The organism is Fibrobacter sp. (genome assembly GCF_045601785.1).
Taxonomy (GTDB): Bacteria; Fibrobacterota; Fibrobacteria; order Fibrobacterales; family Fibrobacteraceae; genus Fibrobacter.
In genome coordinates this window covers 1-12,132 of sequence record NZ_JAZSAF010000054.1, presented here as the reverse complement: position 1 = coordinate 12,132, position 12,132 = coordinate 1, and the positions used below count along the sequence as shown (strand labels likewise).

11 protein-coding genes are annotated in these 12,132 nt (G+C 50.7%); 9 read left to right on the top strand and 2 right to left on the bottom strand.

Annotated elements, in window-relative coordinates:
* Positions 1–44 precede the first annotated feature (44 nt).
* On the bottom strand, positions 45–605 hold the full coding sequence (locus tag ACKI61_RS07935; RefSeq protein WP_407457208.1) for a hypothetical protein: 561 nt from the start codon (positions 603–605) through the stop codon (positions 45–47).
* Between the two features lie 266 nt (positions 606–871).
* Between ACKI61_RS07935 and ACKI61_RS07930 the strand changes: the two genes are divergently transcribed.
* The gene (locus ACKI61_RS07930; protein ID WP_407457207.1) at positions 872–1,789 is read left to right on the top strand and encodes a hypothetical protein; all 918 of its coding nucleotides are present in this window, start codon (positions 872–874) and stop codon (positions 1,787–1,789) included.
* Positions 1,790–1,862: 73 nt separating this feature from the next.
* Here the strand turns inward: ACKI61_RS07930 and ACKI61_RS07925 are convergent, their stop codons facing one another.
* Positions 1,863–4,145, bottom strand: coding sequence for an AAA family ATPase (locus ACKI61_RS07925; protein ID WP_407457206.1), 2,283 nt, complete (start codon positions 4,143–4,145; stop codon positions 1,863–1,865).
* A gap of 282 nt (positions 4,146–4,427) precedes the next feature.
* On the opposite strand from ACKI61_RS07925, the gene ACKI61_RS07920 reads away from it, so the two are divergent.
* The 8 genes from ACKI61_RS07920 to ACKI61_RS07885 all read left to right on the top strand — a co-directional run bounded on the left by ACKI61_RS07920 (position 4,428) and on the right by ACKI61_RS07885 (position 11,969).
* Positions 4,428–5,237, top strand: a complete 810-nt coding sequence (locus ACKI61_RS07920; protein WP_407457205.1) for a S41 family peptidase — start codon at positions 4,428–4,430, stop codon at positions 5,235–5,237.
* A gap of 74 nt (positions 5,238–5,311) precedes the next feature.
* Positions 5,312–7,777: a putative LPS assembly protein LptD gene (locus tag ACKI61_RS07915; protein WP_407457204.1), complete on the top strand. Its 2,466-nt coding sequence runs from the start codon at positions 5,312–5,314 to the stop codon at positions 7,775–7,777.
* Positions 7,778–7,807: 30 nt separating this feature from the next.
* Positions 7,808–8,380 (top strand): Maf family protein, encoded by a 573-nt coding sequence (locus tag ACKI61_RS07910; protein ID WP_407457203.1) that lies wholly within the window; start codon positions 7,808–7,810, stop codon positions 8,378–8,380.
* Positions 8,380–9,378 (top strand): helix-turn-helix domain-containing protein, encoded by a 999-nt coding sequence (locus ACKI61_RS07905; protein ID WP_407457202.1) that lies wholly within the window; start codon positions 8,380–8,382, stop codon positions 9,376–9,378. The genes ACKI61_RS07910 and ACKI61_RS07905 overlap by 1 nt, the downstream gene beginning before the upstream one ends.
* A gap of 9 nt (positions 9,379–9,387) precedes the next feature.
* Complete coding sequence (gene hisB, locus ACKI61_RS07900; RefSeq protein ID WP_407457201.1) at positions 9,388–9,972, top strand: imidazoleglycerol-phosphate dehydratase HisB; 585 nt, start codon at positions 9,388–9,390, stop codon at positions 9,970–9,972.
* Between the two features lie 162 nt (positions 9,973–10,134).
* A complete protein-coding gene (locus ACKI61_RS07895) occupies positions 10,135–10,800 on the top strand; it encodes a MotA/TolQ/ExbB proton channel family protein (protein ID WP_407457200.1) in 666 nt (221 codons plus the stop codon).
* Between the two features lie 8 nt (positions 10,801–10,808).
* Entirely contained in the window at positions 10,809–11,219 is a 411-nt protein-coding gene (locus ACKI61_RS07890; protein WP_173565743.1) for a biopolymer transporter ExbD, read from the top strand.
* Complete coding sequence (locus ACKI61_RS07885; protein WP_407457199.1) at positions 11,220–11,969, top strand: energy transducer TonB; 750 nt, start codon at positions 11,220–11,222, stop codon at positions 11,967–11,969.
* The last annotated feature ends 163 nt before the right edge of the window (positions 11,970–12,132 follow it).

Sequence of the window (12,132 nt, the reverse complement as noted above, 5' to 3'; positions counted from 1 at the left end):
TTTTTTTATTCCGGTGGTTCAGGCCGGGATGTTGCAGGGGAGTTTTACCCCAAGTACGTGAGTCCCTTGTAGTTGAACCTCACGACATCAATGCTCATGTCGGCCTGGTCGATCAGTTTGTCCTTCCATTCGCTCATGGGGGTGTCACTTGCGATGAGTTGGTTCAGGCGCTGGCCGAACAGAATTTCTTCGCGGGTGATGGTTGCTGCATCGGAGCGGGTGCAGTCGTTGATGTGCGCTTCGATGGGGTTGCTGATGAACATCGACGAGAAAAATCCGTTGAGGTTGACGCTCTTGGCGAACGACGATGCGTAACACCAGATTCCGATGACGCGTTTAGCCTTGATGTAGCGTACGTTCCTTTCGGAAACGAGAAATTGTTCGCCGTGCGTTTGCGGCGACAGGAGTCCGCTGGGGTAGCCGTGGCCACATAATATAAGTGTGTCTTTTTCGGCGAGAATGGCGGAATCTACTTTTTTGGCCCAGGGACCGTTGTGGTTGTTGACCTCAACGACTTTCACATTCGGGAGGCCTTCCCAGATGTGCTTGAGAACTAGAGTGTCTGTGTCGCCCATGTTAGAAAAAATGACTGTACATGAATCCATAATAATCTCCATTTTTTTCTATATCGTTATAAATGGAGATTTTGTCTAAATGACAATTCCTGACAATTAGCCCCCTTTACAAATATGGCAATTTTTACTATATTTATATAGCTTATGGGTTTGGTATTTTAAATTTTTAATAAAAATTTCCGCTTTTTAATTTATCTGAAATTCGAAAATTTCGGGGTTTTACCACTATATCTACTCAAAACCCCTTATAATTCTCAAAATTTTTTTCAAAAAAAGTTTTTTTAAGGAGATCCATTATGGAAATGACAAACACCAACAACATCCGTTCTTTTCAGCGCTTCTTCGACGAAGACAGGGAAGTCGTCTACAATTTGTTCGATGCGTTTATCGCAAAGACCATTCTCGAAGGTAAGGCGATAGACTTCTCGAAATCCGCTGTTGACTACTATGGTCAGGTTGAGTTCGCAACGCTCGAAGACGAAAACGGTCAGCCGGTTTTGTTTTCGGAACTGCTCTGCGGTAAAAAGGGCGCTGGCGACTATAAAAAGTGCGTCGAGTATATCATCAATGCTCCGGCTGCCGTTCTGAGGGAACTCCTCAAGAATGCCGATTGGAAGGCAGCTCATAAGGGAGAGCTCGTTATGGTCGCTCATTTGCACTGGCTATGGTCTCTGGGAATGTCCGGGGTCAAGACGTCTTGCGGTAAGTTCGGCAAGTATGCCGATATCAAGGAGGACTGGACAGGTGCTCTGAATGCCTATAATTTGGAGGACGGTCTATGGTATGCCCATATTTCTGCGATGGGTCTGAAAAAGGAACTGTTGCTGGTCTATTCCATTCTGCATCGTTTTATGACTTGGCCGAATAAGCCGGAATTCAAGAGTGTAGACGAAATCAAGTCCGCTATGGTTGACTTCGTCTTCAAAACGCGAATTGATTTGAATGCTCCGGTTCGAAACGGCATGCTGCATCTGTGCAATCCGGACAAGTATATCAATATCTATGATTACGAAATGAAAATGGAATGGATTGAACATCATTCATCGTTGCTGCGCTATTATAAGTCGAGCGAATTCAGTATGCTGCAGGAACAAGATAGTGTCTACTATTCTAAGCGCATTGGTCGCGCGGACGAAAATATTGTCTACCGTGCGGAGCGTACCGAGGACAAGATCCGTTACATTATGGATCGACTCTGCGGTGCGGAAATGTAGCAGCAAAAAAAATTAACCATAAAAAAAGCCGTCGGCGAAAATGCCGGCGGCTTTTGCGCTATATCCGAACATTTTAGAATCCCATCCTTCTTTTATTTTCTACTCCTTCCTTCGCGTTGATTTCCCGTTCGAGCGCTTTTGCAACATGGTCTGCTGTGAGCCTGTATTCGGGCATGTAGCGCAACTGGTTGTATACGGCGCCGAAGTCGCCCGGAGCGAGAGTCGTCATTCGCTTGATTCGCTCGGGGCAGCAGAGCTTCGGAAAGAACGAATCCCAGACCGTTTCGATTCCTTCGCGGGTGAGAAAGTCGAATTTGACCTTGATGGCGAACCGGCGACGAGATGCGTTGTCGAGACGACCGTTGAAATTTGTCGCGGCAATGAAAATGCCGTTGAAATTTTCCATCTGCGTCAGCAGTTCGTTGACCTGCTGCACTTCGAAATTGCGCTCGGCATTGTTGCGGTCGCTGAGAAAACTGTCCGCTTCGTCGAAGAAGAGTATTGCCTTGCTCTCTTCGGCTTCGCTGAATGCCGCCTGGATGTTCGCTTCGGTTTCGCCGACATACTTTCCGAGCAAATCGCTTGCTCGCTTGATGACTAGATTCCTGTTCAGGCTGCGCGCGAGATAGCGTACGAATTCGGTCTTGCCGGTGCCCGGAGCTCCATAGAGGAGAATGTTGAGCGACTGCGCGGAGCTCCCGTCAAGATTATTCCAGATTCCGTTGAAATTCGTGGCGATTTCTAAGATGTCGTCGATATTCTGGTCAATGTTGAGTCCGGAGAGTGAGTACGCAGGGGCGCGCGTCATCTTGTCGCGTGTGTTGTCGCAAACGATGTTTAGCAGGTTTGCGTGTGCGTTGAGCGTTTGGCGTATAATGTCAATGGGGCTGATTTTTTTCTGCTTTGCTGCAGGAATGGCGTTCTGGATGGCCTTGGTGTAGCCGCCTACGGTCACCGGGTATTCCGCAGCAATGGAGTTTACTTCTTCTTCGCTGATCAGATGAGGTACATGGAACGACTCCAGCACGGAATGCAACTGAACGGCACGTTTTTCTGCCGTGAAATTCTGGAATTCCATCGAATAGTCAAAACGGCGACAGGTGCTTTCTTCGACATGGTCCATGGAGTTTGAAATCCAGATAATCGGCGTGTAGATGTCTTCCATGAGCATGTTGAGCGCGCCTTTTTCGAAACTGTTCAGCATCTGGTCCGCTTCGTCGACCAAGATGATGGTCTTTGCATTTTCGTTGTTGATGGCGATGAAACGAATCGCGCGCACGCGGCGACGGAGTATGGTGTCGGAAAGATTGGTGAGATCGTTTCCGTAACGTTCGCTTTTGTCGCTTGTCTTAGTGACATACATCGGAAGCCCGACTTCCTGGGCGAGCGCCTTCGCGAGTTCCGATTTTCCTGTACCTGCACGACCGTAGAATAGAATGTTGAGTGGCTTCTTGTAGTCATGGTTCTTGAACAGATACACAAGCGTTTCCGCTTCGGGGCGGTCCTTGGCGAGAGTCTTGAACGGAATTTTGGGTGCTTCGGCCATTTCTACGTTGCTGATTTTGGTAATCTCGTTCTGTCCGTTTAAATGGAAAATGATATCGCGATCGAGATCAGTCTCCTCGTTGATGATTCCGAGCTTTGCGAGAAGAGAATTGCCGTTGAGCAATTCGGATACCCTCTGTTTGGAGAGCCCGGTCGCGATAGGAATCAGATCGAATTCTTTTTCCATATAGCGGCTTCGGTTTCCCGTGGTGGGTCCCTTCTTTTTAGAAGTGATGTCCATTTCGTCGTATTCATTCAGCCAGAGATATAGAATGACTTCGATTTCGTCATCTTGCAGATGGGATATGTTTTGCAGTTTTTCGATTCGTTCCAGCGTGATGTCGTTTTCGGATAGGCCCTTGTTCAGTTCGTTCCATGCGAACTTCATGAACAGCGGAATGATGATGTTCTTGAATTTTTTCCATTCTTCTTCAGAGAACACATCGCGGGTGAGATGCCTGATGTTGTTGATGCAGTGCTTTACTTCGAAATGGTAGTCCGCATTCGGATATTTTTTCAGAAACTGTCGTCCGTGGGGACCGCAGTAGTTTACCCTAGATGCCACGGCGGCGGGGAGCCGCAGATTTTCCTCTTCGATCTTGGCGAGAGCGTAGACGAGTTCGGTCTGCGTCTCAAAATTCATAAGAGTGACGATCGGCTCAACGTTCAGATAATCGGAGTCCGCCTGCAAAAAACGGACCCAGTATTCCATGATTTTGAGCAATGCGAAGCATGTTCCCGAGTTTTCGGTGTCAGTGGTTTTGCCGTTGAGCCGCTGGGCAATGTTTTGAAAGTAGTTTTTCTTGTTCATGAGTTACCTTTTTTGAAAAAATTTTGGAAACTCATACCCGGTTTCGAGAGGGTACAATATCCCCAAAAATTTTTTCATGGGGGGACTCAAAGATTTTTATGGAAAATTTTTTATTGAAATTTGATAAATGCGCAATTTCAGAGCGCAATCATACTCCATATATAGTAAATTTTGCCCATTTTGTCAAGGCTTTGCCGTTTTAGAATGATTTCTTGACAAATGGATTTGCCGAACCGATTAAATAATATATATTTAGGGAGAATGGATTTATAAGGAGAATTTATGAACAAGTTTATCAAGGCTTCTCTTGTTGCGGCTCTCTTGGCTGCCCCCATTATGGCCGATGAAGAATTCGGCGGTATCGGCGTGACCATTTACCAGATGCGCGATGGTGTCAAGGTGGCCGAAGTGATCCCCGGCACTCCCGCAGCCGAAACCAAGCTGCAGGCTGGCGACGTGATTACTGCCGTCGACGGTGTGAGCCTCAAGGGTGGCGACATCGAGACCTCCAAGTCCTTGCTCCGCGGCGTGGTGAACAAGCCGCTCGAAATCACCTACGTAAGCGAAGGTGAAACCTATACCGCAACGCTCCGCCGTGCGCAGATTACCGTGAAGGATATCGAAAGCGCCAAGGTGGAATCCTGGTACAACAAGTCCGAATTCAACGCCCAGGAACTCGAAACATTCGCAAGCGCCACCGAAGGCAACAACAAGCAGCTCGTGGCAGTGCTTCAACAGGGATCGCTGGTCGCAGCCGACCAGAGCGTGAAGGCGACGAACCTGAACGGCGTCTATGTGGAACGCGCCAACGAATTCGGCCCCAAGATGACCAAGACGCTTAACAAGCATTCTTCGTCTTCGCTCAAGGGCTTTACCCGCAAGGCTATCAGCTTCAACCTGTCTTCTGCGGGTACGGCAATCATCACCGTGCTCAACTCCGACGGTGCCGAAGTCGCTAGCCTCCGCGCCGAGAACGCCCAGCCGGGATTCAACACGCTCCGCTGGAACGGTGAAAACATCCCGAGTGGCCGTTACCTTGTTCGTATTGACCACAACGGTTCTGTTTCTGGCAAGAACGCCGTGCTGAAGTAATAGGTTGTTCATCATTGATCTTTGCAAGTCCCTCGACTTTTAGTCGGGGGGATTTTTCTACATTATGCCCCAACGTGATTTTATCTAGAACCCATAGCTTCCTTTGGGCTTTTTGGGCATTTTGGCTGTTCGCCATAGCCGCTCCTGCCGCCTTCGGCCAGGAGATGACTCGCTTTGAGCTTGAAGAACGGGAACAGGTCGAAGAAGATACGACCGAGGTGGACTGGATGAACGACACGAGCGGTGTCGATACGATTGAGTACCGAGCCGTGGACCTGGTTTACGACGTGGACAGGTCAACTTTCAACCTGAACAACAGCGCCCAGCTCAAGTACCGCACGGCAACGCTTGATGCGGACACCATCTTGTTTGACCAGGAGAACAGCGTCTTGGCGGCGACGGGCGACCCGGTGCTTCGCGAAACCAAGAATCCGTCGCTTTCGGGCATGCGGCTCAAGTACAATATGAAAAGCCGCATCGGTGAAATCTACTATGCGACCACCTACCAGGACAACCAGCAGCTCAACGGCATGGAGGTGCGCAGGCTTCCTGACCAGCGAATTCAGATTGCGCGTGGTGACTTTAGTACCTGTAACGATTCGACGCACCAGCACTTCTATTTCTACGGACGGCGCATGGTGGTGAAACCCAAGGAAACGATTACCGCGCGACCGGTGGTCTTGAACATTGCCGATGTGCCGGTGGCGGTGCTCCCGATGATTGTCGCGCCCTTGAAGAGTGGACGCAAGTCGGGCCTTTTGACGCCCAAGTTCGGCGGTGACCAGAAGCAGGGCTACTACATGAGCAACATCGGCTTCTACTATGCGCCCAACGACTACTGGGACGGAACGATCAAGGGCGACATTATCGAAGGTGATGAGGCTCGCTTTGAACGCTCTACGCTGACGGGGGAGGTGCGCTACAAGAAACGCTACGTACTCGATGGAAACGTCTCCTATACGTCTTACCTTGAAGAATTCGACATGGCAAACAGCGGCTACGATATCCGCTTTACGCACAACCAAAACCTGACACCCGATGGAAAGCAGACCTTGAGTGGTTCGGGCTCGTTTGTTTCGAGCCAGAGCATCCGTAAGGACAAAGCGCTTGACGCAGAGACAATCTTGAACCAGCAGGCGAATGCTCAGTTGACCTATTCCGGCCGCTTTGGGACGAACAAGAGCTTGACGGTCAAGGCGCGCCAGAGCCACAACCTGGTGACCGACATGCTTGAACGCGAACTTCCCGATGTGCAGTACCGCATGAGCGGCCAGCTGTTCACTTTCGAACTGGATGAAGATGACGAAGCCTACGAGGACGGCTCGTTCATCAGCTACATGGAAAAGTTCAACTACAGCTTCAACAACCGCTTCAACTACTACACCAAGCGGGCCCGTGACACGGTGAACGTGAAGGACACCACGGCGGAATACGTGGGCTATACAGGCACATATTCTTTGGACTATTCTGGCTCGCTGTTCGATGTAATCAACCTGACTCCGCGCGCAACCTTCATTGGCTACTGGACTGGAACGGGCTGGATTAATCCTAACGATTCGCTCAAGTACCGCAAGCGCTACATGAGCTTAGACCCCGAGCACGACGAGTACGGCCAGGTGGCCTACAACCACAACTACAGCATTACCGCCGATACCAAACTCTACGGTATCTGGGTCCCAGAAATTGGACGCTTCACCGGTGCAAGGCACGTGCTTTCGCCGAGCATCTCGTATACCTACGCGCCTGAAATTGATACGGTCAAGAAATTCGCGCCGCATCCGCTCTTGGGGCAGACGCCTTACCAGATCGAGCAGAAGACGGTTGGCTTTGGACTCAACAACGATTTCGACATCAAGTACCTGAAGGTCGTGGGGCATGTCGCCGACACGAGCAAGGGCGACACGGCGAAGTCGGTTGAAGACCAGTATGGTACGCGCCGCCTTTTGACGACAAGGCACAACGTGTCGTACAACTTTGCGGCAGACTCGCTGCAGTTCTCGGATATTACGTCTTCGTTCGGCTTCCAGATTTTGCCGGACTACCTGTTCACGATCAATACGCGGCATAGCGTGTACCACAAGTTCACCGACGACCCGCACAAGGTGCAGATGCCCGAACTCATCTACTGGGGCTACGATTTCTCGAAGCGCTTCAGCTGGAGCGGCGATTTTAACGGAGGCCTTCCGTCACAGATGGGCAAGTACGAAATGCTCAAGTGGACCTTCGGCTTCGACTATAGCTACAGCTTCAGCAGCACCCGCGTAGCGAAGGACCTGTTCCAGGATCGTGTGACGCATTCGACGGGTATCAGCGCCACGCTACAGCCGACCCGCAACTGGGAAATGTCGTACAGCACTCGCTACAACTACAACGAAGGCCGTTTCGTGACGCATAGCTTTACCTTTAACCGGACGCTGCATTGCTGGCAGCTAGATTTCAGCTGGACTCCTACGGGCCCCGCTGCGGGCTGGAGCTTCTCGATTTACGTGAGGGATTTGCCGGATATCAAGCTTAACGCTGGCAGCACGGAGACGAATTAACAATGTGTAGTGTGAAATGAGAGGTGTGAGATGGGTAAGACGAAAGTGATTTTAGCGAGTGGGTCTCCGCGACGCAAAGAAATTCTGACCCAGATAGGCGTGAATTTTGAGGTGATCGTTTCGAACGAAGAAGAAAAGCCGACCTCGGAAAACCCGCTCGATTTCCCGATTGAAAATGCGTCCATCAAGGCGCTTTCGGTTTCGAAAAAACTTCCCTCCGAAATTGTTCTCGGCTTTGATACGCTAGTGTTTTTGGATGGTCACCCCCTCGGAAAGCCGCACAGCGAAGCGGAAGCGTTCGACATGCTCCGGAGCCTGAACGGAAGGTCGCACAAGGTGATTACCGGGGTTGCTGTCGCTCATGGCGGACAAATTATCAAGGCGGAGTGCGAAGAAACCGAGGTTGTTTTTAGAAATTGCTCTGAACAGGAGCTAAAAAATTATGTAAATTCTAAAGACCCGATGGATAAGGCGGGCGCCTATGGGATTCAGACCGCAGGGGCTAGGCTTATCAAGGAAATTCGGGGGTGCTATTACAATGTGGTGGGGCTGCCTGTGGCGCGAATGCTCCAGATGTTGGGTGAATTGAAGGTAGAGGTATAATGTCGAATCCGGTTGAAGAAAAACGGCCCGACGAAAAACTGGGTGAATATATTGCGAGAGCCCGCGAAGCTCGCGGAATGACGGTTGAAGATCTTTCTGCGGCAACCAAACTCTCGGTTGCAAATATCAAGTCTATTGAAGCGTCCGACTGGCGGGCGTTTCCGGTGGCCGCCTATGTGCGTGGCTACTTGCATTCGGTCAGCAACAAGTTGAACCTGGATGTGAATCAGGTCCTCAAGGCTTACAACAAGGAAGTGGGGGCGCCTACACGCAACGATTTTGAAGATGTTTCTTCTGGCAAGAAAATTTCTCCGCTGAAGGAAGGCGAAACCAAGAAGAAGAGCATGGCCGTTCCCGTGGTGATTGTGCTTCTCGTACTGGCGTTCCTAGTCGCTTCTCATTTCCTTGATTTGGAATCCATCGCCTTGAAGCAGAAACAGGAACAGAGCCTTACCGAAAATGAGCCCGTTGCAGAAGAAGCTTCGATGACCCAGGAAATTCCTGATGGGGCCGAGGCGGTTCCTGCTGATTCTCTGGTGGCTGATTCTACTGCAAGGGACAGCGCCGAAAAGCTTTTCTCGGTGAATGCGACGGTGAGCCAGGCCGTAGTTGACGAGGCAGTGAAAAAATCCGATTTGCCCGCTTCTGCGACCATCTTTATTTCTTCGGACTCTAAGAAGGATTCCGCTGCGGTTGAAGTACCGGCCGATGCTCCGAAGACCACGAAGACGAACTTCTTGCTGGTCGGTTCCGGCGAAGCGCTTTCTTGGGTTGGGCTCAAACGCCGTGAAGATGCGAATTCCTTCCTGAAGGAAGCGAACATTTCTAGGGCAGGCGTCAAGATGGTCTACAACACGAACGACACCTTGTGCGTGACGATCGGCGAACCCAAGGCGATTGCCAAGATGTACCTGAACGGTAAGGAAACGGCACTTCCTGAAATGAAATTTGGCCGCGTGACGCGCTTCCGCGTGTATGGTGGTCGCATCGTAAAGTAAAGGTCTCTTATGCGTAGCTCGACGATTACTCGCAAGACTCACGAAACCGACATCTCCTTGTCCCTGAACCTGGACGACTCAACGCCCGGTCAGATTAACTCGGGCAACGGGTTCCTAGACCACATGCTTAATTTGTTCCAAGTCCACGGTGGAATCCACTTGGACTTGACCTGCAATGGTGATGTTCATGTCGACATGCACCACAGCATGGAAGATATCGCTATCGTGCTTGGTCAGGCGCTGGTGGAATGCCTCGGCGATAAGAAGGGAATCGAACGCTACGGATTCTACTTTGTGCCGATGGACGAGGCTCTTAGCCGCGTGTGCATTGACTTTAGCAACCGTATCGGTTTTGTGTGGAACGTGAAGCTTCCGGCTGCCATGGCGGGCGGAATCGAGGCTTCCATGTTCGAGCACTTCTTCAAGAGCCTTTGCGAAAATGCCCGCATGAACTTGCATGTAGAGCTGTTCTACGGAAACGATAATCACCACTGTCTCGAAAGCATTTTCAAGGCTTTTGCGCGTGCCGTTGCGATGGCGGTTTCCCCGAGCCGCACGGTGAAGGGTATCCCGAGCAGTAAGGGCGTATTGTAAACAAAGTTACGGTTTCGGCTTTTGGTGCCGATTTCAGCTTTGATTTCGTCGTGGCGGTAATATCTGCCCGACGACTTTTTGTATATTGTTGTCAAACAACAAGTTACGATTATATTTTTGTAACGGGAGGTGATTTTGAACAACTCGGTTCCTTTTGTCCAAATGCTTATGCAGTCCGACATTACGACGCTTGTCATTTTGGGCATCTTGGCTGTGATGTCGCTTGGCTCGTGGGGCATCATCATCGTGAAGTACATCGTGAACAAGAAGAACCAGCGCGCCAATGTGGTGTTCTTCCGCCAGTTCGTGAATGTACGCCAGTTCGTGGAACTGCAGACCATTTGCGAAACGGCGGACGAAAGCGCTCTGAAGAGCCTTACTTCGGAAGTGCTCAAGGAAGCCTCCAAGTTCAGTAACTTTGTGAGCTACGACTCCATCCAGCACCGTGCATCGCTCCTGGAAGACACCATCCAGCGCTCCATCGAAGGCCTTCGCCTTACCGAAGACCGCTACCTGGGCTTCTTGGCGACCTGCTCGAACCTGGCTCCGTTCTTTGGCTTGTTGGGTACGGTGTGGGGAATCATGGTTGCATTCTTCCAGATTGGTCAGCACGGCTCGGCAGACTTGACTGTGGTGGCACCGGGTATCGCCATGGCTTTGATTACCACGGTGGCAGGCCTTGTGGTCGCCATTCCCGCTTCTGCCGGCTACAACTATTTCACTTCCCGCAACGGTCAGAACGAAATTTCGTACTTCAACTTCGGCTCCCAGGTGCTCAGTCTCTTTAAGCGCGGCGACTTGCTCGCCCTTGAAGAAGTGGCTGGCTAGGAGGCATAGTGAAGCGCAGTCGCGGAAAAGAACTCAAGCAGGAGATGAACTTAACGAACATGATCGACATCGTGTTCGCAATCCTTATCGTGTTCATCATCTCTGCCCCCCTGATGAGTCAGGGTGTCAAGGTCGACTTGCCCAAGGCGGAAGCCCCGACCATGGAGCAGGAAAAACTCTTGAAGGTGTCTATCACCAAGAACGAGGAACTCTACATCGCTGACATGATGGTCGATTTCGGGAGCTTCAACAATGTGTTCAAGTCGCTTTGGAACGGCGAAATGGCGGTGGTGATTAATGCCGATGAATCGGTGAATTACGGCCTTGTGATGAAGGTGGTGACTCAGGTGCAAAAGCTGGGCGTGACAAAGCTCGGATTCTTGACGATGAATCCCAAGGAAAAACCGGGACAGAACTAGGTGAGCACAGAGAGAAACATTCACTATTTTTCGTCTGACGACGATGGGATGATGGTCAAGATCATCGCCTGTGCGGTGGTGTTCCATTTGCTCATCGTGGGTGTCTGTGTGGCTGTCCACTTTGTGAATTTCAAACACGAACCCGAACCGATTCCTGTATTTGAAATGGTGCAGGTGCAGCAGGCTATGCCGCGCCCGCAGCCTCCGAAACCTAAACCGGTGGAGCCCAAACCGGAACCCAAACCGATTGAGCCTAAGCCCAAGCCGGAACCCAAGCCCAAGGTGAACAAGGAACTTCCGCCGGAACCCAAGGTCGAAGAAAAACCGCCTGAACCGGAGCCGGTCGAAGAGCCGCAGCCGGAACCTGAACCCGAACCGGAGCCGGTGGATGATTTTGCTGTCGATGACCTGGACTTGCCGACATCGGTCGAAGCCCCGAGTCTAAACCCCGTCGGGTCTGTGGACATGGACCCCTTGATGCAAGTTTATCTAGAACGTTTGAAACAAATTATCATGAGCAACTTCAATCCGCCTTCGAACCTGAACGTGCGTCGCGATGTGAAGACCACGGTGCAGTTCACGGTGGACCGCTTTGGCGGCATTACGGCGATTACCTTGAAGCGCAGTTCCGGAAACAAGACCTGGGACCATTTGTCGGTGCGCGCGGTGCAGATTTCCAAGGTGCCGGAACTTCCGCCGAATTTTAGGGCCCCTTCGCTGGTGTTGCATTTTAATTTTACGCCGAATTAAGTTGGTTGAGGTGAGTTTAAAGGAAAATATTGTATTATTATAAAAGAACGTCATTGCGAGGAACCGTAAGGTGACGAAGCAATCTATAGTGAATTTTGAAAATGATTTTTGTGAAGAATAAAACAAGTTTTATGAAATCTGTAATGGCGACTATGGCGCTTGC